Genomic DNA, 23,000 nt, shown 5'->3' with positions numbered 1-23,000 from the left:
ACAGCAAAAAATCTGAGGGTAAAACGCCCACTTATCCGGCAAGTATTCCATTAAAAGCCCTGTTTCGCTTTCGGACAAATGCTAGAAAGTGGCTTATTTAAAGGCAAAAAAAAAGCGACCCAAAGGTCGCCTTTTAAACTGATGTCTTTACATCGCTTTCCTGGTCAGTTCGATAACGCGAAGTTTCGCGATCGCCTTGGCCAGTTCTGCTGACGCCTGAGCGTAGTCAACGTCGCCGTGAGAACTATTGATATGTTCTTCCGCTTTGCGCTTAGCTTCAAGCGCGCGCGCTTCGTCGAGGTCTTGCCCACGGATTGCAGTATCAGCCAACACGGTTGTTGCATTCGGCTGCACCTCAAGGATGCCGCCGGAAAGATAGATATACTCTTCTTCCCCGTGTTCTTTAACAATGCGCACCATGCCAGGCTTGATGGCGGTGAGCAGCGGAGCATGCCCCGGGAAAATACCCAGTTCGCCTTCGCTACCCGTCACCTGGATCTTTTGTACCATGCCGGCAAACATACGTTTTTCCGCACTGACAACATCCAGATGGTAAGCTTTTTCAGCCATGTCATCCTCTCTCAATACCACAACAAACTAGCGTTACAGTTTCTTGGCTTTTTCCACTGCTTCTTCAATGGTGCCAACCATGTAGAACGCTTGTTCCGGCAGGTGATCGTAGTCGCCGTCCATAATGCCTTTGAAACCACGAATGGTATCTTTCAGCGATACGAACTTGCCCGGAGAACCGGTAAAGACTTCGGCCACGAAGAATGGCTGGGACAGGAAACGCTGAATCTTACGCGCACGGGATACAACCAGTTTGTCATCTTCTGACAACTCGTCCATACCCAGGATCGCGATGATGTCTTTCAGTTCCTGGTAACGTTGCAGAATGGACTGCACGCCACGAGCCACATCATAGTGTTCCTGACCAACAACCAGTGGATCCAGCTGACGGCTGGTGGAATCCAGTGGGTCAACCGCCGGGTAAATACCCAGAGACGCGATCTGACGGCTCAGTACCACGGTCGCATCTAAGTGAGCGAAGGTGGTGGCTGGAGATGGGTCAGTCAAGTCATCCGCAGGGACGTAAACGGCCTGTACGGAGGTGATAGAACCACTTTTAGTTGAGGTGATACGTTCTTGCAGAACGCCCATCTCTTCCGCCAGTGTTGGCTGATAACCTACCGCAGAAGGCATACGGCCCAGAAGTGCGGACACTTCAGTACCGGCCAGGGTGTAACGGTAGATGTTATCGATGAACAGCAGGACGTCACGACCTTCATCACGGAATTTCTCCGCCATGGTCAGGCCGGTCAGTGCCACACGCAGACGGTTGCCTGGTGGCTCATTCATCTGGCCATAGACCAGGGAAACTTTGTCGATAACGTTGGAGTCGGTCATTTCGTGGTAGAAGTCGTTACCCTCACGAGTACGTTCACCCACGCCAGCAAACACTGAATAACCGGAGTGCTCGATCGCGATGTTACGGATCAGCTCCATCATGTTTACCGTTTTACCTACACCCGCACCACCGAACAGACCGACTTTACCGCCCTTAGCGAACGGGCACATCAGGTCCATAACTTTGATACCGGTTTCCAGCAATTCCTGGGAGTTCGCCAGCTCTTCATAAGAAGGGGCCGGACGGTGAATTGAACGACGTTCTTCTTCGCCGATTTCACCTTTCATGTCGATTGGTTCACCCAATACGTTCATGATGCGACCCAGAGTCGCTACACCAACCGGAACTTCAATTGGGTGTTCCAGGTTGTTCACTTTCAGATTGCGACGCAGGCCATCTGATGTACCCATTGCGATACAACGAACAACGCCGCCACCCAACTGCTGCTGAACTTCCAGCACCAGTTTGGAGGTACCGTTTTCTACCTCAAGAGCATTGTACACATTCGGTACTGCATCCTGAGGGAACTCGACGTCCACCACGGCGCCGATTACCTGGATAATCTTTCCAGTAGCCATCTTGAATCCTCTACGTAATTCGTAAACCTAGCTTAAACCGCGGAGGCTCCCCCGACGATCTCGGTGAGTTCCTGAGTGATGCTGGCCTGACGAGCTTTGTTGTATACCAACTGCAGCTCTTTGATCAGGCTGCCGCCGTTATCGGTTGCGGCTTTCATCGCTACCATTCGCGCGGCCTGTTCGCTGGCCAGGTTTTCTACGACGCCCTGATAAACCTGGGATTCCACATAGCGACGCAGGAGGGTATCCAGCAGTGCTTTAGGGTCCGGCTCATACAGGTAATCCCAGGATTTTTTCGCCAGTGCGCCGTCTTCTGCCGGTGGCAGAGGCAACAGCTGTACGATGCGTGGTTCCTGAGACATGGTATTGACGAATTTATTGCTGACAACGCATAACTTGTCTAAACGACCTTCGTCGAAAGCCTGCAGCATCACTTTTACCGGTCCGATCAGTTCTGACAGAGAAGGGTTATCCCCCATGCCAGTGACCTGAGCAACAACGTTGCCACCCACGGAGCCGAAGAAAGAGGCTGCTTTGGAACCGATCAGGGCGAGATCAACTTCGACACCTTTTTCGGACCAGCCTTTCATCTCTGCAAGCAGCCTTTTGAACAAGTTAATGTTCAGACCACCACAAAGACCACGGTCGGTAGACACCACCAGATACCCGACGCGCTTAATTTCACGCTCATCCAGGTAAGGGTGCTTATATTCCAGATTACCTAACGCAAGGTGACCAATCACTTCACGAATGGTTTCTGCATAAGGACGGCTGGCCGCCATACGTTCCTGCGTTTTACGCATTTTGGAGGCGGCGACCATTTCCATCGCTTTAGTGATCTTTTGCGTGTTTTGCACGCTGCTGATCTTACTACGTATCTCTTTTCCGCCGGCCATCTCTGCTTCTCCTCATGACCAAACGGCCTGCTGCTTATCTGCCTTAAGCAGGGCAGCAAGGCCGCTTAGTGTTACCAGGACTGGGTTGCTTTGAAGGTATCGAGGATTTTTTTGAATTTACCCTCGATCTCATCGTTATACGCACCAGTTTGGTTGATTTGCTGCAGAAGCTCGCCGTGCTCACGGTCGGCAAACGCCAACAGTGCCGCTTCGAAGCTACCGACTTTGGACAACTCAACGTCTTCCAGATAACCACGTTCTGCTGCGAAGATGATCAGAGACTGCGCCACGATTGACATCGGTGCGTATTGTTTCTGTTTCAGCAACTCAGTCACTTTCTGACCGTGGTTCAGCTGTTTACGGGTTGCCTCATCCAGATCGGAAGCGAACTGGGAGAACGCAGCCAGTTCACGATACTGTGCCAGTGCGGTACGAATACCACCGGACAGTTTTTTCATGATCTTGGTCTGAGCAGCACCACCAACACGAGATACCGAGATACCCGGGTTAACCGCAGGACGAATACCGGCGTTAAACAGGTTGGATTCCAGGAAGATCTGACCATCGGTAATCGAGATTACGTTGGTCGGAACGAACGCGGAAACGTCGCCCGCTTGCGTTTCGATGATCGGAAGCGCAGTCAGGGAACCGGTTTTGCCTTTCACTTCACCCTTAGTGAATGCTTCAACGTATTCGGCGTTAACACGCGCAGCACGTTCCAGCAGACGGGAGTGGAGATAGAAAACGTCGCCTGGGTAAGCTTCACGACCTGGTGGACGACGAAGCAACAGGGAAATCTGACGGTAAGCAACAGCCTGTTTAGACAGGTCATCATAAACGATCAGTGCGTCTTCGCCGCGGTCACGGAAGTATTCACCCATTGCGCAACCGGAGTACGGTGCCAGGTATTGCAGTGCAGCAGATTCTGATGCAGTCGCAACAACAACGATGGTGTTTTCCAGTGCGCCGTGCTCTTCCAGTTTACGTACCACGTTAGAAATGGTGGACGCTTTCTGGCCGATAGCCACATAGATACATTTGATGCCGGAATCGCGCTGGTTGATGATCGCATCGATCGCCAGAGCTGTTTTACCGGTTTGACGGTCACCGATGACCAGTTCACGCTGACCACGACCGATTGGGATCATGGCATCAACGGATTTGTAACCTGTCTGCACAGGCTGGTCTACGGATTGACGTTCGATAACGCCAGGTGCGATTGCTTCGACAGCTGAGAAGCCGTCATGCTCTACCGGACCTTTACCGTCGATAGGTGCACCCAGGGTGTTAACAACGCGACCTAACAGGCCACGGCCAACCGGAACTTCCAGGATACGACCTGTACATTTTACTTTCATCCCTTCGGCGAGGTCTGCGTAAGGGCCCATAACAACGGCACCTACAGAGTCACGCTCCAGGTTCAGGGCGATAGCGTAACGGTTACCCGGCAACGCAATCATTTCCCCTTGCATGACATCGGCCAGGCCGTGCACGCGGATGATCCCGTCACTGACGGAAACGATAGTACCTTCATTGTGAGCTTCGCTCACTACATTGAACTGAGCAATGCGCTGCTTTATCAGTTCGCTGATTTCGGTGGAATTCAGTTGCATGCTCCAGTCCCCTTAAGACTGCAAGACGTCTGCCAGGCGTTCTAGACGACTGCGAACGCTGCCATCAATCACCATATCACCTGCACGGATAATGACACCGGCAAGAACAGACTTGTCAATTTTGCAATTCAGCTTAACTTTGCGAGACAAACGTTTTTCCATAGCAGCAGCAATTTTTGCCTGCTGTTCTTCCGAAAGTGGACTTGCTGAAGTGACTTCAACCTCAGCACTAGCCTCTAGAGAGGCGCGCAGTTCGATGAACTGCTGCAACACTTCCGGAAGAACGCGTAAACGTCCATTTTCAGCCATCACCCTAATCAGGTTCTGGCCTGCGTCGTCGAGTTGTTCACCACATACAGCAATAAACGTCTTGGACAGCGTTTCTGGTGCAGTCGCACCGGAAAGCAGCTCTTCAATCATTTCATTGCGTGTGACTTCAGCCGTGAACGCTAACATAGACTGCCAGCGATCTAAGCTTTGGTGCTCAACGGCAAAGTCAAAAGCTGCTTTGGCGTAGGGGCGAGCTACAGTTACAAATTCAGACATCAGCCCCTCCCTCCTTACAGTTCAGCGACCAGTTTATCAACGATGTCGCTGTTAGCAGCTTCATCCACGGAACGTTCGATGATCTTCTCGGCGCCAGCAATGGCCAAAATCCCGACCTGTTTACGCAACTCTTCACGTGCACGTTGGCGTTCGGCGTCAATCTCTGCCTTAGCTTGCGCTACGATCTTGTTACGTTCCTGCTCGGCTTCGGTCTTCGCTTCGTCGACGATCTGTGCTTTACGCTTGTTCGCCTGGTCGATGATTACCTGAGCTTCAGCTTTGGCTTTCTTCAGTTGGTCGGTCGCATCGGCTTGCGCTAAGTCCAGCTCTTTTTTGGCACGTTCAGCAGAAGACAAACCTTCAGAAATTTCTTTCTGACGTTTTTCGATGGCAGCCATAATTGGCGGCCACACGTACTTCATACAGAACAGGACAAACAGGACAAACGCGATAGCCTGGCCGAGGATTGTTGCGTTAAGATTCACAGCACAATGCCTCTTTCAAAGTGAAATATTTGATGTAGTTCGTTTAACCGTGAGCAAGCTCAGTGTTAAGCGACAGCAAACATCACGTACAGACCCAGACCAACAGCAATCATTGGGATTGCATCGACCAGACCCATAACGATAAAGAACTGTGTACGCAACAGAGGGATCAGGTCAGGCTGACGTGCAGCACCTTCCAAAAATTTACCACCCAAGATGCCGATACCGATTGCAGCACCGATTGCCGCCAGGCCCATCATCACAGCGGCAGCCATGTACAGCAGATCCATACTCAGGTTTTCCATGACAGTCTCCAGTTTGTTTCAGTTAAAACGCAGTAGTGTTGAAAGAAAAATCAGTGTTTTTCAGATGCCATCGAGAGATAGACAATCGTCAGAACCATGAAGATAAAAGCTTGCAGCGTAATGATCAGGATGTGGAAAATGGCCCAAGGCACACTCAGAATCCACTGTGACCACCACGGCAGCAGGCCAGCAATAAGGATGAAGATCAACTCACCCGCATACATATTGCCAAACAGTCGCAGACCCAGTGAAACTGGTTTAGACAGCAGGCTGACACCCTCAAGAATCAGGTTAATCGGAATGAAAACCGGATGATTGAATGGCTGCATTGTCAGTTCTTTAACGAAACCGCCAACGCCTTTCATCTTAATGCTATAGAAAAGAATCAGAATGAATACGCCAAGTGCCATGGACAACGTGATGTTCACGTCAGCCGTAGGAACCACACGCAACGCTGGCAGACCAAAGATGTGCTCGCCGATGAAGGGCAGCAAATCGATTGGCAGCAAATCCATCATGTTCATCATGAACACCCAGACGAAGACAGTCAGAGCTAAAGGCGCAATGACTTTGCTTTTGCCGTGATACATGTCACGCACGTTGCTATCGACGAAGCCGACAACCAGCTCGATGGCCGTTTGCAGTTTCCCCGGAACACCACTGGTGGCATTTTTAGCGACGCGATGGAAGATAACCAGAAAGAGTACTCCGAGGAACACGGAGAAAAACATCGAATCGATGTTAATCGACCAGAATCCCGTCCCTATCTGAAGCTGAGTCAGATGGTGACCGATATACTCTTGTGGAGTAGAGATTTCTCCTGATGCAGACATGATGCCTCTTACCCTTTAGTAGTTAAGTACGGTAACTGTTAATGACGGCCGGTGCCAAAATCTGAGTCATCAACACCGATAAATAGGCCAACCCCAACGGAGCGAAAGCCGCCTTGAACAGGCCAAGAGCAATAATCATGAAGATTATCGTCACCAGCACCTTCAGCGCTTCTCCGATAGCAAAGGACCAGGCAACCCGTCCAGAGACCGTTGTTTGCGCCTGATGGCGCCATGCAAACAGCATGAACAGTACATTTGGTACCCAGGCGGCCAACCCACCCATAAGAGCGGAAAGGGTCCATTCCAGGCTTTTGAAACCAAATACTGCACTGAGCAGAACAAAGGTCAATAACTGCAGTAGTAACAGCTTTCTGGCAACCTTCACACTTTGCGTACTGTGTAAAATACCGGATACAGACATGACGTTTGTTCTCTCCGTATCAAGTACCTAGCTGGAGGTATGCTGAATGCCGTATATCACTGCCTTTACTGTTTTGAGTCAAGCAGCAAAAACCGAGCAAATTATACGGTGCACAGGAACGAATTCAATGGATAAGTAGCGAAAAGGTGAACAATTATTTAAATTTTCCTCTTCATCACTATTTTGATAACGAAACTATAGCTGAATTTGCCCTTTTTACTTTGCTTCGGTTATTTCATCCCCCGACAAAGAAGCGTGCACTGGATCACATAATTAACCGGAGCCCTTTTATATACCCTGGGCGTCCGGATTGTCTTTAGCTAAACCGGCTTTTTAAAGATGTTATAAATCATCATGTTAAGAAATTTGCGATTGAGAAAACATCTTATTTAAAAATAGACACCCTTCATTGATACATCTACCCAACAAATAACAACATTTTCATTACAAGTTGAATATCAGTCGTTCAATGCCGATTAAATTTCACAAGTGACTATCTCGGTACGGATTAAAATAAAACGTCGCAAAAATGCTATCAGTGTGTAAAAAACCGGTGATTTGTAGAAAGTCACCGCTATTTAATTAGCCTGCTCATTTTTACTCTGATAACACACACATTTTTTAAGGATTAATTGATAATTCTCAACTTTAGTTTGCATTAAGAATTATCAGATGCCGTTCTCCGTCAAGTTCCGGTACCTGCAGTTTCACCACACTTTCCAGTGTGATACCGGCGGGTAAGGCGGCGAGCTCATCATCGGGGCACACGCCCTTCAGCGCATAGAAACGCCCCTGCCCTTTCTTCGGTAAATGGTGGCACCAGGACAACATATCCTGCAACGAGGCGAAGGCACGGCTTATGACGCCATCGAATGGGGGTTCAGAGTCAAACTCTTCAACCCGGCTTTGGACCGGTGTGATGTTCTGCAGCCCCAGTTCATGCTGAACCTGGCGCAGGAAGCGTACGCGCTTACCCAGGCTGTCCAGCAGCGTAAAGTGTGAATCAGGGCGAACGATGGCGAGAGGAATGCCTGGCAGGCCCGGGCCTGTGCCGACATCAATAAAACGGCTGCCCTGTAAATGCTCGTTCACCACAATGCTGTCCAGAATATGTCGCACCAGCATTTGCATCGGATCACGCACGGATGTCAGGTTGTAGGCTTTGTTCCACTTATGCAGCAGTTCAACATAGGCAATCAGTTGGTGTTTTTGCTGATCGGGTAACGCTATTCCTGCCGCAGCAAGCAGCGAGTCCAGTTTCTTTTGCACAGTGAAAATCCTCTGACAGAGTCGGTATTCCGGGAACAGCCCGGTGGGGGAATGATAAAGCAGCCAGAAAGGCGGGAAAAGCAGGATTTAACCGCCCGTTAGAGCAACAGGGCGGTTATCAGAGAGGTGACTCAGGCGCTGCGACGCAGCAAGCCTTGTTTTTTCAGCCAGATCAGCAAAATGGAGATTGCAGCCGGAGTAATACCGGAGATCCGCGAAGCCTGACCGATCGATGTCGGCTTGTGATCATTAAGCTTGGCGATCACCTCGTTAGACAGACTGTTCACCTGACGGTAATCGAGATCGGCAGGCAGCACCGTATTCTCATTTCGCAGCTGTTTGTTAATCTCTTCCTGTTGACGGGCAATGTAACCTTCGTACTTGATCTGAATCTCAACCTGCTCAGCGGCTTCTGCATCAGGGACTGATGGCGCAAAGGGGGACAGCGTTGTGATCAGCGAATAAGTCATTTCCGGACGACGCAGCAGTTCTTCCGCGCTGGCTTCTTTTGAGAGCGGAGCTGACAAGTGTGCATTGATCTCTTCCACCTGCGCGTGATGAGGATTTACCCAGATACCACGCAGACGCTGACGTTCTTGTTCGATCATTTCGAGTTTCTGGTTAAAGCGAGCCCAACGCACATCGTCGACCAGGCCCAGTTCACGGCCTTTTTCCGTCAGACGTAAATCAGCGTTGTCTTCACGCAGCATCAGACGGTATTCAGCACGTGAGGTAAACATGCGGTACGGTTCTTTAGTGCCCAGCGTACACAGATCGTCGACCAGAACCCCCAGGTACGCCTGATCGCGGCGTGGGGCCCAGCCTTCATCTTCAGTGGCGCTGCGTGCTGCGTTCATACCCGCCAGAAGGCCCTGGGCTGCTGCTTCTTCGTAGCCTGTGGTGCCGTTGATTTGTCCGGCAAAGAACAGGCCTGCGATGAATTTGCTTTCCAGCGTCGGTTTCAAATCACGCGGATCAAAGAAATCGTACTCAATGGCGTAGCCAGGACGAACGATCACCGCATTTTCCATACCCTGCATGGAACGTACGATCTGCATCTGAACATCGAAAGGCAGGCTGGTTGAAATTCCGTTCGGATAAACTTCGTTGCTGGTCAGGCCTTCCGGTTCAAGGAAGATCTGATGAGAATTACGATCGGCAAAACGCATTACTTTATCTTCGATCGACGGGCAGTAACGCGGGCCGATCCCTTCGATGATCCCGGCATACATCGGGCTGCGATCCAGATTATTACGGATCACGTCATGGGTTTTTTCGTTGGTATAGGTCATGTAGCACGGGATCTGGCGCGGATGTTGCGACGCGTTGCCCATGAAAGAGAATACCGGTGCAGGATTATCACCGTGCTGTTGAGCCAGTACGCTGAAATCAATTGAGCGAGCATCGATACGCGGAGGTGTCCCGGTTTTAAGGCGGTTTACGCGTAGCGGTAATTCACGCAGGCGCTGAGAAAGGGAGATCGCAGGAGGATCCCCGGCACGGCCACCGCTGTAGTTTTCCAGACCGATGTGGATCTTGCCATCAAGGAATGTTCCGACGGTCAGTACGACAGTTTTCGCGCGGAATTTCAGACCCATTTTGGTCACGGCGCCAACCACGCGATCGTTTTCCACAATGAGATCTTCGACGGACTGTTGGAAGATCATCAGGTTTGGCTGATTCTCTAATGCCGTACGTACCGCCTGGCGATATAACACACGGTCAGCCTGGGCACGTGTTGCCCTGACGGCCGGGCCTTTACTCGCGTTTAGTATCCTAAACTGAATGCCCGCATGGTCGATCGCTGTGGCCATCAACCCGCCGAGAGCGTCCACTTCTTTAACCAGATGTCCCTTCCCGATCCCGCCAATTGCCGGGTTACACGACATCTGTCCCAGCGTGTCGATATTGTGGGTTAACAACAAGGTCTGGCGTCCCATTCGTGCAGAAGCCATGGCAGCTTCAGTACCTGCATGACCTCCACCGATGATAATGACGTCAAATTGATCCGGATAAAACATGCGACTGCACCTCAGCGTTCAAGCGAACTTTCTTTGTATGGCGTTGGGAGGAGGGATTCTACTCAAGTTTAGAGCTTCCACAAGCCCCGGAGGATCTTCCCTAATTAAAAGAAGATCTTTTTTATTTAAAGATCTCTTATTAATACTTCTATTAGGATCGCGATCCTCTGTGCATAAGTCATTTTTGTCTATGAAGATCAGTATGCTAAGAAGGATCGAATGCTGTGAATGATCGGTGATCCTGGACAGTATAAGCTGGGATCAGAATTGAGAGTTATGCACAGCCTGAAAAGCGTACAGCAGTTGTTAGAGGGATAACTACGGGTTTTACACTGCTTTAAAGCATAGTTATCCACATCTGATCGCCTGAAATTTACACTTATTTGAGTAAATTAATCCAATTGATCACCCAAACCTCTGCGGGATCCTCAGGAATTTCATGCTGAGTCACGTCGATCTCAAGACGATCGCCGATCCGTTTTGCCCCTAATGAGGTCAGTTTCTGATCCAGCGCGTTGATCGCACCGCAGAAGGTATCGTATTCGCTGCTGCCCAAACCTAAGGCACCAAAACGAACATTCGACAGATCCGGTTGCTGATCTTCCAGCTGTTCCATGAAGGGTTGCAGGTTATCCGGTAACTCACCGGCTCCGTGCGTAGAGCACACCACCAGCCAGATCCCTTCTGAAGGCACTTCATACAGCTCCGGGCCATGAAACGTCTGTGTGGAGAAACCTGCTTCTTCCAGCTTCTCTGCCACGTGTTCGGCAACATATTCGGCACTGCCAAGCGTACTGCCACTGATCAGGGTTATGTCAGCCATAGAACTCTCACCCGAGAAAAGGAAGACATTGTACGCTGTGAATGAGCTGGGATCTACCTGTGGATAATAGGGGGATAGAAATCAGTGATCAGGGCTGGATAGTACGTGTGATGGGGTTTTGCAGGGAGATCAGTGTCTCAGTGGACTGGATCTCGTCTATGGTCTGGATCTTGTTGATAAGTACGTGTTGCAGGGAATCAATGGAACGGCACATGATCTTAATGAAGATACTGTAGTGACCGGTGGTGTAATACGCTTCGACCACTTCTTCGATGCTTTCCAGCTTTTTGAGGGCTGAAGGATAGTCCTTGGCACTCTTTAATATAATGCCGATAAAGCAGCACACGTCGTAGCCGAGCTGTTTGGGGTTCACAGTGATATGCGCGCCGGTAATAATGCCCGCCTGCTTCATCTTCTCAACGCGTACGTGGATGGTTCCCGGACTGACGGTGAAGACCTTTGCCAGTTCGGCGTAAGGCGTCCTGGCGTTGTCCATCAATGCATTAAGGATCCCGCGATCCAGCTCATCGAGCTGATAAATTTCTGACATGGTTATCTTTCTCTTTAAGGTGAGTTTCTTTGCCAGCGGCGCTGCACGCGGCTTTTAACGCCGGTATCAAAGCGCCAGATATGATCGAAGATACGCAAGATCCCGGGCTTTCCATAATGTGACATCGCTAAGGCGTGGAAACGATGCTGCTTTTCCTTTTGCAGCATTTTGACTTTCTTTTGCACTTCGTCAGGCAGCCGCTGGGCGATGAAATCTGAGATTACAATAGCATCAGCATCGTGCCATTGCGGCGAGGCTAGCTTGTCCAATGTGGCACTCAGGCAGGCCGCCAGATCGGTACCACCGCGAAAATGCTGGCCGAGAAAACGCAGTGCCTGATCCAGTCCGCCGCTGGACGTCAGTTCATAGTGGATCACTTCACTGGCAAACAACATGATGTAGCAGCGACGGTTATCCGCAAGAGCAATTCTCAGCAGCGCCAGGCAAAAAGCTTTCGCACACTGTTCATTGAAGCCGCCCATAGAACCGGAAGTGTCCACGCACACCACAAACGGGCCACGCGGTTGTGGTTCCTGTTGCTGATGCACCACCGGGCGCTTTACCACTTTCTCGCGCCAGACGTCGCCTTGCAGGCGGTAAGTCATCAGGCGTTTTTCCAGCAAACGGCGATAAAATTCGAACTCCAGTTCGGGGATCCCCAGCGTGCCCAGTTCGGTGGGCATCAGTCGCAAGATATCATCGCTCTGATGGATGCCATTCACTTCTTCCGGCACCGTAGCGGGTTCGCGCACCATCAGGCGGTGCGTCTCCATTTTAGCATCTTCATGTGGACTGGTTTTGACCGTCTGGCTGCGTCCGAGTTGTTCGGCCAGACGCATCAGTTCAGGCTGCTGTTGCAGGAACGCACCGAAGCGCGCCAGTGACTGAATGTCACCGCGCAGGCGCTTTCCTTTACTCATGTCCCACAGACGGCCTGCCGCGGTATCGTTCTCCGCTAATAAAGGAGACAGCTCGCTGCTGAGTTCCAGCCGTTGCAGTAATTCTTCCTGCAATTTCTCCTGTTCCTGTTCCAGTAACTGATGATGAACGTTCACCGTCTGGAAGGTCAGGTTCAGGCGCCAGCGCTGAAGAAACAGCGTTTGAAAACTGTTACCGGTCTGCGCCGTACGCGAGGCTTCATTGTTTTCCTGTAACGTGCGGGCTTCAGTGGTGAAAGGCGAATTGAGGCGGATTAACTCATCAATAAGTGCCGGTAGCCCGGTCTGGAAGGTGGTGACATCCCTCTGCTGACAGTGCTGATAAAGGTAGAATTCTTTCGCCAGATCCGGCGGTACGGGCGTTTCGTGGATCCTCTGACGCAGCCGTAACTTCCATTCAGGAAGATCTTTGGTCAGTGCGCGCTTCAGCCGGGGAAACTTCTCGAAAAACACTGACAGCGCAGGCGCGGCCAGAAGCCCCACAATAAGTTCTTCGATGATTTCCGTTTCGCTGATAGCCAGCAGCAGATCCAGAGATTCCAGGCTGAACATGGTTAGTGTCCGCTGAACGTCTGTTGCTGATGGCGTAACTGCTCGGTGACCTGCAACAGACTGGCTTCGATTTTTGCCATCCATTCTGCCGGTACAAACAGACAGTTTTGCTGCTGGCTGAATTCCTGCCGCTGCCGGGTCAGTTTTGCCGTCAGATCGCTCAGCGTATTCTTCATTTCGTCAGGCACGGCGATATGTTCATTGCCCGGCAACGTCAGCGGCGTGCTTTGACGGCTGACGTCCAGCACCAGCAGTTGCTGTTTATCATCAATCTCAGCATCAAGAGTTTGCGCAAAACCAATACCGTTCAGTTTGGCTTTCAGGATGCCGCCTTTATTGAGCCACTCTTCCAGCGCCTTGTGGTCGAAGAGCAGATGCGTGACTTTGATTTCATGCAGGTGCAAAGGCGTTTGCAACAACAGCGTCAGGCTGCTGGCGGAAAGAGTGTCTGGCAGGCTGTGCTGAGGTTTCCGGCTGAAAATTCCGGCTTTTTTGCTCAGTTTGATCGACTGGCGCGAGCTTTGTTGCTGCTGATATTGCATCCATTGCTGATCCAGTTGCTGGATTTTCATCAGGAGTGTTTGCTGATGATAAGCCTGCTCGGTGATCAGCTGTTCAATCTGAGTTTGCAGAAGATGGTAGGTATTGAGGTCATGCCAAAGGCAGTCTTTCAGCAGGATCAAATCGACAGGTGTGATGGTGTTCCGTCCGCTGAAAAAGGCGCAGGCCTGCAACAGACGCAAGGCTTTCTTCCAGCGCCGATCCGACACATACGGCGCTGTATCAAGGGCATCAAGGCGCTGACGAAGCTGGAATATCAGTTCGAAGCACTCGTCCGGCAGACTGACTTTATCTATCTCGCCTTGCCATTGCTGATACTCTTCATCGCTGATGCTCAGAGATTCAGCCACCGGATTGGCGCTTTCGTTAGTCCTGCTGGTCAGCAGGGAGCGGAAATTTTGCTTATCCTGTACCTTATCGAGCCACAAACGGATAAGCATGCGGTCGTATAACGCTTCCAGGCTGCCGTCGGCTTCGGGCAATTCATTGGATGCGCTGACCAGCAAACGCAAAGGGATCGCCTCTTCGCGTTCGCCATTACGAAAGCGACGTTCGTTAATCGCAGTCAGCAAGGTATTGAGGATGGCGGGACCCGCTTTCCATATCTCATCCAGGAAGACGATTTCTGCTTCCGGCAGATACCCTTCGGTCAGACGCAGATAACGGCCCTCATCTTTCAGGGCCTGAATCGAGAGCGGACCAAAGACTTCTTCCGGCGTGGAAAATCGCGTCATCAGATATTCAAAGGCGCGTGCATGGCGGAAGGCATACTTCAGACGACGGGCGATCAAACTTTTCGCAATGCCCGGCGGGCCCAGCAGAAAAACGCTTTCACCGCACAGTGCGGCCAGCAGGCATAAACGAATGGCGTCCTGTCGTTCGTACAAGCCATGTTCCAGTGCGTTAGCAAGACGGGCGATCCGTTCTGCCAGAAGGGGAGATTGCGCCATACTGTCTCTTCCGGTTTCCATTTAGATATTGAATAGTGTACTGGCTCGCAGCGATAAGCCATGATTATTTTTCACTGTATAGCTTGTTGATTACTAAAAATTTTCTATTATCAGAATTGTGACCTCGTTCATCTGAACGCCGGTTTAGCTGCACATTTAAGGGTAGGCAATCTGATTTATTCGTGCATACTGTGCGCCTTTTAGTGGGCATCATTGGACTGAGCGCACGCATCGCTTACGGATGTTCGAGCAAAAAAGAAACGAAATATGAGCACTGAACATAAACGGTCACTCCCAGCAGTAACCCTGGCCGCCATTGGTGTGGTCTATGGCGACATTGGTACCAGTCCTCTCTATACCTTAAGAGAGTGTTTTTCCGGACACTATGGTTTCAATGTTGAGCCTAGCGTCGTATTTGGTTTTCTTTCTCTGATTTTCTGGATGCTGATCCTGATTGTGTCGCTCAAATACCTCACTTATGTGATGCGGGCGGACAATGCGGGCGAAGGCGGTATTTTGACGCTGATGTCTCTGGCGGGCAGGAATACGTCCTCACGTACCACGGCGGTTCTGGTGATCCTCGGCCTCATCGGGGGCAGCTTCTTCTATGGTGAAGTGGTGATCACGCCGGCCATCTCAGTGCTTTCCGCGATGGAAGGTCTGGAGATCGCGGCACCGTCCCTTGATCCTTACATCGTTCCTCTTTCTATTACTGTCCTGACGTTGCTTTTCATTATTCAGAAACACGGTACCGGTATCGTGGGTAAACTTTTTGCCCCGGTCATGCTGGTGTGGTTCCTGACGCTTGCGGTTCTTGGCGTGAACAGCATCATGCAGAACCCGGAAGTGCTGCGTGCCATGAACCCGATGTGGGCAGTTAACTTCTTTATTGAGCATAAATCCTTCTCCTTCCTGGCACTCGGCGCGGTGGTTCTGTCGATTACCGGTGTGGAAGCGCTGTATGCCGATATGGGTCACTTCGGGAAATTCCCGATCCGTCTGGCCTGGTTCACCGTGGTATTGCCGTCTCTGGTTCTGAACTATTTCGGTCAGGGCGCGCTGCTGCTTAAAAATCCGGAAGCGATCAAAAACCCCTTCTTCCTGCTGGCTCCTGACTGGGCGTTGATTCCGTTACTGGTTTTAGCCACGTTAGCGACCATCATCGCTTCTCAGGCGGTGATTTCCGGTGTGTTCTCCCTGACGCGTCAGGCTGTGCGACTGGGCTACTTACCGCCAATGCGCATCATCCACACCTCGGAAATGGAAGCGGGTCAGATTTACATCCCGGCCATAAACTGGTTGCTGTATTTCGCGGTGGTTATCGTTATCGCCAGCTTCGAGCACTCAAGCAATCTGGCGGCGGCGTACGGTATCGCCGTGACCGGCACCATGGTGCTGACCAGCATTCTCTCCTGCACGGTGGCGCTGAAAAACTGGCACTGGAAACCGTTCCTGGTGGGGATTTTGCTGATCGGTCTGCTGTTTATGGATATTCCACTGTTCGCCGCGAATGCCACGAAACTGTTCTCCGGTGGCTGGTTGCCGCTGACGCTCGGTTTGTGCATGTTTATCGTGATGACCACCTGGAAAAGCGAGCGCTTCCGTCTTATGCGCCGCATGAACGAACACGGGAATTCTCTCGAGGCAATGATCGCTTCTCTGGAGAAATCGCCGCCGGTTCGTGTTCCGGGCACCGCTGTCTACATGTCCCGTGCCATCAACGTCATTCCTTTTGCCTTACTGCACAACCTCAAGCACAACAAAGTGCTGCATGAGCGGGTGGTCTTGCTGACGCTGCGAACGGAAGATGCGCCTTATGTGCATAACGTCCGGCGCGTCACCATCGAGCAATTGTCGCCGACGTTCTGGCGGGTGGTGGCGAGTTACGGATTTAAAGAAACGCCAAATGTGGAAGAGATCTTCCATCGCTGCGGTCTGGAAGGGTTGCCGTGCCGGATGATGGAAACGTCGTTCTTTATGTCGCACGAATCGCTGATCCTGACCAAGCGCCCTTGGTATCTCTACTTCCGCGGTAAGCTGTTTATGGCCCTGAGCCGAAACGCCCTGCGCGCGCCAGATCAGTTTGAGATCCCGCCGAACCGCGTTATCGAACTGGGTACTCAGGTGGAAATCTGACGTTCATTTGAGTCTCTGACAGGGTACCTTCGGGTACCCTGTTTTGTTTGCGCGTAATCCTTTCTGAAACGACTAACTCAAATTGCCCTCTGATTTCTGAATCATTCAGCGAAACGTTTCGACGCTGATCACAATTCCATCACATCTTCGTTGCCTTGTGCGGACATTTTCATAAACTCATCCGTGAGCGAAACGTTTCGCTGTAGGAGTCAAAATGAAGAAGTCACCGCTGTTAAATGCCGAAATCTCAACTGTTATTGCCCGGTTAGGTCATACCGATCAGCTGGTTATTGGCGATGCCGGACTTCCGGTGCCAGCAGCTTGCCAGCGCATCGATCTGGCGCTAACCCAGGGAGTTCCCACCTTTTTACAAGTCTTAGAGGTAGTGACACACGAGATGCAGGTTGAGCGGGCTATCCTCGCAGAGGAAATCCTCACGAAAAATCCTCAACTCCATGAAGCGTTACTCGCCCGATTGACACAACTCGAACAACACCAGGGAAACACCATTGCTTTGGATTACGTCAGCCATGAGGCATTCAAAGCGCAAACCGAAAAAAGTCGGGCTGTCATCCGCAGCGGGGAATGTTCGCCGTACGCGAATGTGATCCTGTGTGCCGGCGTAACCTTCTGAGGCCTTTATGCAACCTTTGCTGCAACTGACAGGGATTGATAAAGCCTTTCCCGGCGTAAAAGCACTTTCCGGCGCGGCGCTCAGCGTTTATCCGGGACGTGTCATGGCGCTGGTGGGTGAAAACGGCGCGGGTAAATCCACGATGATGAAAGTGCTGACCGGCATCTATCAAAAAGATGCCGGTTCAGTGCATTTCCTCGGAAAGGAAACGGTGTTTAACGGTCCGAAAGCGTCGCAGGAAGCCGGGATCGGCATTATCCATCAGGAATTAAACCTGATCCCTCAACTGACCATTGCCGAGAATATCTTCCTTGGCCGCGAGTTTGTGAACGGTTTTGGCCGCATCAACTGGAAAAAGATGTATGCCGAGGCCGATAAACTGCTGGCGCGCCTGAATCTGCGTTACAAAAGCAACCGGCTGGTGGGGGATTTATCCATCGGCGACCAGCAAATGGTCGAGATTGCCAAAGTGCTGAGCTTTGAATCCAAAGTCATCATTATGGATGAACCGACGGATGCCCTGACCGATACCGAAACCGCCTCTCTGTTCAGCGTCATTCGTGAGCTGAAAGCGGCTGGCTGCGGTGTGGTGTATATCTCCCACCGTATGAAAGAAATCTTTGAAATCTGCGACGACGTCACCGTTTTCCGCGACGGGCAGTTCATCGCTGAGCGTCCGGTCACTTCGCTGGAGGAAGACACGCTGATTGAAATGATGGTTGGCCGTCGCCTCGAAGAACAATATCCCCGCATTAGTCATGAACGCGGTGCGCTGCGTTTGCAGGTGCGTAATGTCAGCGGGCCGGGCGTGGATAACGTCAGCTTTGATCTGCACAGCGGCGAAATCCTCGGCGTTTCCGGGTTGATGGGGGCGGGTCGTACCGAACTGATGAAAATCCTGTATGGCGCGTTGCCGCGCAAAAGTGGCAACGTTTCACTGGATGGCCGCGAAGTGGTGACTCACTCACCGCAGGACGGGCTGGCGAACGGCATCGTTTACATTTCCGAAGACCGCAAACGTGATGGTTTAGTGCTTGGAATGTCAGTGAAAGAGAACATGTCGCTGACAGCGCTGCGTTATTTCAGCCACGGCGGCGGACGTCTCAAACATGCTGATGAACAACAGGCTGTCGGAGATTTCATTCGTCTCTTCAATATTAAAACGCCATCGATGATGCAGCCTATTGGCCTGCTCTCCGGTGGTAATCAGCAAAAAGTGGCGATTGCCCGCGGATTAATGACGCAGCCAAAAGTCCTGATCCTCGACGAACCGACGCGCGGCGTTGACGTCGGTGCAAAAAAAGAAATTTACCAGCTTATTAACCAGTTCAAGCGCGAAGGGCTAAGCATCATTTTGGTTTCCTCAGAAATGCCTGAAGTCATTGGCATGAGTGACCGGGTTCTGGTGATGCACGAAGGTCATTTAAGCGGTGAATTCCCGATAGCACAGGCTACGCAAGAAGTGTTGATGGCAGCCGCTGTCGGCAAGCAATACCGCGTGACGCAGGAGTAATCAGATATGAGTTCTCAGACATTATCAGCCAAAAAGCGCTGGATCAGTAAAGAGTGGTTGTTGGAGCAGAAGTCTCTGATTGCGCTGCTGGTGTTGATTGCCGTTGTCTCTTCAATGAGCCCGAATTTCTTCACAGTGAATAACCTGTTTAACATTCTTCAGCAAACCTCCGTTAACGCCATTATGGCCGTGGGCATGACGCTTGTGATCCTGACATCGGGCATTGATTTATCCGTCGGCTCTTTGCTGGCGCTGACCGGTGCGGTTGCCGCCTCGATTGTCGGGCTGGAAGTGAATGCCTTTGTAGCCGTCGGCGCCGCGCTGGCGCTGGGGGCGGCGGTGGGCGGCGTCACCGGTATGATTGTCGCCAAGGGTAAAGTGCAGGCATTCATCGCCACGCTGGTCATGATGCTGCTGTTGCGCGGTATCACGATGGTGTACACCAACGGCAGCCCGATCAGCACCGGTTTTAATGATGTGGCAGATGTCTTTGGCTGGTTTGGTATCGGTCGCCCGCTGGGTATTCCGACACCGGTCTGGCTGATGGCCGTGGTGTTTATTGCAGCCTGGTACATGCTGCATCACACCCGGTTAGGGCGCTATATCTACGCGCTGGGCGGTAATGAATCCGCGACGCGCCTGTCAGGTATCAGCGTTGATAAAGTTAAAATTATCGTCTACTCCCTGTGTGGTTTGTTAGCCGCTCTGGCCAGTATCATCGAAGTGGCACGCCTGTCTTCTGCGCAGCCTAACGCGGGTACCGGTTACGAGCTGGATGCGATTGCCGCTGTTGTTCTGGGGGGAACCAGCCTGTCCGGGGGTAAAGGACGCATTGTTGGAACGCTGATCGGTGCACTGATCCTTGGCTTCCTGAATAACGGTTTGAACTTATTAGGTGTTTCTTCCTACTACCAGATGATCGTGAAAGCAGTTGTCATTCTGCTGGCGGTTCTGGTGGATAACAAAAGCAACAAATAAACTCTCCTACAGGACTTATGACCATGAATATGAAAAAACTGGCTGTCTGGGTTTCCGCCGCAGCGATCACCGCTTCTTTCAGTGCTAACGTGATGGCGAAAGACACTATTGCCTTGGTCGTTTCAACGCTGAACAACCCGTTCTTCGTTTCCATGAAAGATGGCGCGCAGAAAGAAGCCGACAAACTGGGCTACAACCTGATTGTTCTCGATTCTCAGAATAACCCGGCGAAAGAACTCGCGAACGTGCAGGATCTGACCGTTCGTGGCACGAAGCTGATGCTGATTAACCCGACCGATTCTGATGCCGTAGGCAACGCCGTAGCAATGGCAAACCAGGCCAAAATCCCGGTGATCACCCTTGACCGCCAGGCAACCAAAGGGGTTGTTGCCAGCCATGTCGCTTCTGATAACGCCTTCGGCGGGAAAATGGCCGGTGATTACATCGCGAAAAAACTGGGCGAAAACGCCAAAGTCATCGAACTGGAAGGGATTGCGGGGACGTCCGTTGCCCGTGAACGTGGTAAAGGTTTCGCTCAGGCAGCTGAAAAACACCATTTCCAGATCCTCGCCAGCCAGCCTGCTGACTTCGACCGTACCAAAGGTCTGAACGTTATGCAGAACTTGCTGACTGCGCATCAGGACGTGCAGGCCGTGTTCGCTCAGAATGACGAAATGGCGCTGGGTGCATTGCGTGCTCTGCAAACTGCCGGTAAAACTGACGTTCTGGTTGTCGGCTTCGACGGCACTGAAGACGGTATTAAAGCGGTAAACAGCGGCAAAATGGGCGCGACCGTGGCACAGCGTCCGGAACAAATTGGCGTGATCGGTGTTCAGACTGCCGATAAAGTGCTGAAAGGCGAAAAAGTCCCGGCGGTTATCCCGGTTGATTTGAAACTGGTTGCTCAGCCGTAAAATCCGCATGATTGATGCTGTAACAAGCGCCTCCTGACGGGAGGCGCTCTTTAAACTCAGGGATTTCCACATGAAGACAGGCAAACTGGTGGTACTCGGCAGTATCAACGCTGACCACATTCTGAATATCAACCACTTCCCGCAACCGGGCGAAACGGTGATCGGTAAGCAATACACCGTAGCTTTCGGCGGTAAAGGTGCGAATCAGGCGGTAGCCGCCGGCCGCAGTGGCGCAGATATTTCGTTTATTGCCTGTGTGGGAGACGACGATATTGGCGAACGGGTTCGCAAACAACTGGCCAGTGACCAGATTGATACGCACCCGGTTGAAGCCATCAAGGATGCCACCACCGGCGTTGCGCTGATTTTTGTGAATGCGGAAGGTGAGAACGTTATTGGTATTGATGCCGGGGCGAATAATGCCGTCACGCCTGAGTACCTCGATCGTTACAAACAGCAGGTCATCGAAGCCTCGGCTTTATTAATGCAACTGGAATCCCCGTTAGACACGGTGATTGCGGCGGCGAAAATAGCCAAAGAACACGACACTCAGGTGATTCTTAACCCTGCACCGGCTTGTGAATTGCCGGACGAATTGCTTTCGCGGGTGGATATCATCACTCCGAATGAAACCGAAGCTGAAAAGCTGACCGGTATTAACGTCGACAATAATGAAGATGCCGCACGTGCTGCAAAAGCCCTGCATGACAAAGGTATTGCGACCGTCATTATTACGCTGGGGAGTAAAGGCGTCTGGTTGAGTCAGAACGGTGAAGGGAAGTTAGTCGCAGGTTTCCGTGTGAAAGCCGTCGATACCATTGCGGCTGGTGATACCTTTAATGGCGCCTTAGTGACCGCTTTGCTCGAGGGCAAGCAGATGGACAGCGCGGTACGTTTTGCTCACGCCGCGGCAGCGATTGCCGTGACGCGTCCCGGTGCGCAACCTTCTGTTCCGTGGCGTAAAGAAATAGACGATTTTCTCGCACAGCAGGAGGCCTGATTGGCCACCATGAAAGATGTCGCCCGCCTCGCGGGCGTTTCAACCTCTACCGTTTCTCATGTCATCAACAAAAATCGTTTTGTCAGTGAAGCTATTGCCGGCAAAGTGAATGCCGCCGTAGAACAGCTCAATTACGCGCCTTCAGCCCTTGCCCGCAGTCTTAAATTGAATCAGACCCGCACTATAGGCATGTTGTTGACCGCCAGCAGTAACCCGTTTTATTCAGAAGTGGTGCGGGGGGTTGAACGCAGTTGTTATGAACGTGGTTACAGCCTGATCTTGTGCAATACCGACGGCGATGCCGAGCGCATGAATCGCAGCCTGGAAACTCTTCTGCAAAAGCGGGTCGATGGCCTGCTATTAATGTGCACCGAAAATCACCGGCCTTCGAAAGATGCCATCAGCCGCTATCCTTCTTTACCCATAGTAATGATGGACTGGTCGCCGTTTGACGGCGCGAATGACGTCATTCAGGACAATGCCCTGCTGGGAGGAGAGATGGCGACGGAATATTTGATCCGTCAGGGCTATCGTAAAATCGCTTGTATCACCGGGCCGCTGGATAAAACGACAGCGCAGGAACGGCTTAATGGTTACCGTCAGGCGATGAACAACGCTGGCCTGGCAATTTTACCGGGCTATGAAGTCAGTGGAGATTTTGAATTCGAAGGTGGCGTCCCGGCGATGGAAAAACTGCTGGCACTCCCCGAACCGCCTCATGCAGTGTTTGCCGGAAATGATGCCATGGCCGTCGGCGCCTATCAGGCTCTCTACCAGCGCGGATTACGTGTGCCTGACGATGTGGCTGTCATCGGCTACGATGATATCCAGCTGGCGCAATATATGATGCCACCGCTGACGACTATCCATCAGCCGAAAGATTCGCTGGGTGAACTCGCTGTCGATGCCCTCTTGCATCGCCTGCAGGACCCGGAGGCGGAACCGCAAGTCCTGGTACTTACGCCGGAACTGGTTGTGCGTCAGTCCGTAGGGTCATTGGTCACTAAGTAACAGACGCTGACAGGCCAGCAGTGCCGCATTGGCATCGCTGGCAAGAATGGCATCGGTCAGGCGCT

22 protein-coding genes are annotated in these 23,000 nt (G+C 51.7%); 7 read left to right on the top strand and 15 right to left on the bottom strand.

Annotated features, from left to right (window positions below):
• Positions 1–147: 147 nt before the first annotated feature.
• The 15 genes from ED901_RS21065 to ravA all read right to left on the bottom strand — a co-directional run bounded on the left by ED901_RS21065 (position 148) and on the right by ravA (position 14,749).
• Positions 148–570 (bottom strand): F0F1 ATP synthase subunit epsilon, encoded by a 423-nt coding sequence (locus tag ED901_RS21065; RefSeq protein WP_056775953.1) that lies wholly within the window; start codon positions 568–570, stop codon positions 148–150.
• 33 nt (positions 571–603) lie between these two features.
• Complete coding sequence (atpD, locus tag ED901_RS21060) at positions 604–1,986, bottom strand: F0F1 ATP synthase subunit beta (protein ID WP_056775954.1); 1,383 nt, start codon at positions 1,984–1,986, stop codon at positions 604–606.
• 32 nt (positions 1,987–2,018) lie between these two features.
• Positions 2,019–2,882 carry a F0F1 ATP synthase subunit gamma gene (gene atpG / locus ED901_RS21055; RefSeq protein ID WP_056775955.1) on the bottom strand — a complete coding sequence of 288 codons (864 nt, stop codon included), beginning with the start codon at positions 2,880–2,882 and terminating at the stop codon, positions 2,019–2,021.
• Positions 2,883–2,953: 71 nt separating this feature from the next.
• Positions 2,954–4,495 carry a F0F1 ATP synthase subunit alpha gene (gene atpA, locus ED901_RS21050; RefSeq protein ID WP_122097122.1) on the bottom strand — a complete coding sequence of 514 codons (1,542 nt, stop codon included), beginning with the start codon at positions 4,493–4,495 and terminating at the stop codon, positions 2,954–2,956.
• Between the two features lie 12 nt (positions 4,496–4,507).
• On the bottom strand, positions 4,508–5,041 hold the full coding sequence (gene atpH / locus ED901_RS21045; protein ID WP_056775957.1) for a F0F1 ATP synthase subunit delta: 534 nt from the start codon (positions 5,039–5,041) through the stop codon (positions 4,508–4,510).
• 14 nt (positions 5,042–5,055) lie between these two features.
• On the bottom strand, positions 5,056–5,526 hold the full coding sequence (gene atpF / locus ED901_RS21040; RefSeq protein WP_056775959.1) for a F0F1 ATP synthase subunit B: 471 nt from the start codon (positions 5,524–5,526) through the stop codon (positions 5,056–5,058).
• 65 nt (positions 5,527–5,591) lie between these two features.
• Positions 5,592–5,831: a F0F1 ATP synthase subunit C gene (gene atpE, locus ED901_RS21035; RefSeq protein ID WP_004093904.1), complete on the bottom strand. Its 240-nt coding sequence runs from the start codon at positions 5,829–5,831 to the stop codon at positions 5,592–5,594.
• A 50-nt stretch (positions 5,832–5,881) separates the two neighbouring features.
• A complete protein-coding gene (gene atpB / locus ED901_RS21030; RefSeq protein ID WP_056775961.1) occupies positions 5,882–6,664 on the bottom strand; it encodes a F0F1 ATP synthase subunit A in 783 nt (260 codons plus the stop codon).
• A gap of 22 nt (positions 6,665–6,686) precedes the next feature.
• Positions 6,687–7,085: a F0F1 ATP synthase subunit I gene (gene atpI, locus ED901_RS21025; protein ID WP_056775962.1), complete on the bottom strand. Its 399-nt coding sequence runs from the start codon at positions 7,083–7,085 to the stop codon at positions 6,687–6,689.
• A 648-nt stretch (positions 7,086–7,733) separates the two neighbouring features.
• A complete protein-coding gene (gene rsmG / locus ED901_RS21020) occupies positions 7,734–8,354 on the bottom strand; it encodes a 16S rRNA (guanine(527)-N(7))-methyltransferase RsmG (RefSeq protein ID WP_122097121.1) in 621 nt (206 codons plus the stop codon).
• Between the two features lie 131 nt (positions 8,355–8,485).
• On the bottom strand, positions 8,486–10,375 hold the full coding sequence (gene mnmG, locus ED901_RS21015; protein ID WP_056775964.1) for a tRNA uridine-5-carboxymethylaminomethyl(34) synthesis enzyme MnmG: 1,890 nt from the start codon (positions 10,373–10,375) through the stop codon (positions 8,486–8,488).
• 379 nt (positions 10,376–10,754) lie between these two features.
• The gene (gene mioC, locus ED901_RS21005; protein ID WP_056775965.1) at positions 10,755–11,198 is read right to left on the bottom strand and encodes an FMN-binding protein MioC; all 444 of its coding nucleotides are present in this window, start codon (positions 11,196–11,198) and stop codon (positions 10,755–10,757) included.
• 88 nt (positions 11,199–11,286) lie between these two features.
• On the bottom strand, positions 11,287–11,748 hold the full coding sequence (gene asnC / locus ED901_RS21000; protein ID WP_056775967.1) for a transcriptional regulator AsnC: 462 nt from the start codon (positions 11,746–11,748) through the stop codon (positions 11,287–11,289).
• Between the two features lie 14 nt (positions 11,749–11,762).
• Positions 11,763–13,238: an ATPase RavA stimulator ViaA gene (gene viaA, locus ED901_RS20995; protein ID WP_056775968.1), complete on the bottom strand. Its 1,476-nt coding sequence runs from the start codon at positions 13,236–13,238 to the stop codon at positions 11,763–11,765.
• Between the two features lie 2 nt (positions 13,239–13,240).
• On the bottom strand, positions 13,241–14,749 hold the full coding sequence (ravA, locus tag ED901_RS20990; RefSeq protein WP_122097119.1) for an ATPase RavA: 1,509 nt from the start codon (positions 14,747–14,749) through the stop codon (positions 13,241–13,243).
• Positions 14,750–15,016: 267 nt separating this feature from the next.
• Between ravA and kup the strand changes: the two genes are divergently transcribed.
• The 7 genes from kup to rbsR all read left to right on the top strand — a co-directional run bounded on the left by kup (position 15,017) and on the right by rbsR (position 22,935).
• Positions 15,017–16,885, top strand: a complete 1,869-nt coding sequence (gene kup, locus ED901_RS20985) for a low affinity potassium transporter Kup (protein ID WP_112165435.1) — start codon at positions 15,017–15,019, stop codon at positions 16,883–16,885.
• 214 nt (positions 16,886–17,099) lie between these two features.
• On the top strand, positions 17,100–17,519 hold the full coding sequence (rbsD, locus tag ED901_RS20980) for a D-ribose pyranase (protein ID WP_112165437.1): 420 nt from the start codon (positions 17,100–17,102) through the stop codon (positions 17,517–17,519).
• Between the two features lie 7 nt (positions 17,520–17,526).
• Positions 17,527–19,032 carry a ribose ABC transporter ATP-binding protein RbsA gene (gene rbsA / locus ED901_RS20975; protein WP_122097118.1) on the top strand — a complete coding sequence of 502 codons (1,506 nt, stop codon included), beginning with the start codon at positions 17,527–17,529 and terminating at the stop codon, positions 19,030–19,032.
• A gap of 6 nt (positions 19,033–19,038) precedes the next feature.
• On the top strand, positions 19,039–20,010 hold the full coding sequence (rbsC, locus tag ED901_RS20970; protein ID WP_056775976.1) for a ribose ABC transporter permease: 972 nt from the start codon (positions 19,039–19,041) through the stop codon (positions 20,008–20,010).
• 23 nt (positions 20,011–20,033) lie between these two features.
• The gene (rbsB, locus tag ED901_RS20965) at positions 20,034–20,924 is read left to right on the top strand and encodes a ribose ABC transporter substrate-binding protein RbsB (protein WP_056775977.1); all 891 of its coding nucleotides are present in this window, start codon (positions 20,034–20,036) and stop codon (positions 20,922–20,924) included.
• Between the two features lie 70 nt (positions 20,925–20,994).
• Complete coding sequence (gene rbsK / locus ED901_RS20960) at positions 20,995–21,924, top strand: ribokinase (protein ID WP_122097117.1); 930 nt, start codon at positions 20,995–20,997, stop codon at positions 21,922–21,924.
• Positions 21,925–22,935: a ribose operon transcriptional repressor RbsR gene (gene rbsR, locus ED901_RS20955; protein WP_122097116.1), complete on the top strand. Its 1,011-nt coding sequence runs from the start codon at positions 21,925–21,927 to the stop codon at positions 22,933–22,935.
• The last annotated feature ends 65 nt before the right edge of the window (positions 22,936–23,000 follow it).

The organism is Rahnella sp. Larv3_ips (assembly GCF_003697865.1).
Classification (GTDB): domain Bacteria; phylum Pseudomonadota; class Gammaproteobacteria; order Enterobacterales; family Enterobacteriaceae; genus Rahnella; species Rahnella rivi.
Note: the sequence above shows the minus strand (reverse complement) of the source record. Positions and strands in the feature narration are given on the sequence as shown.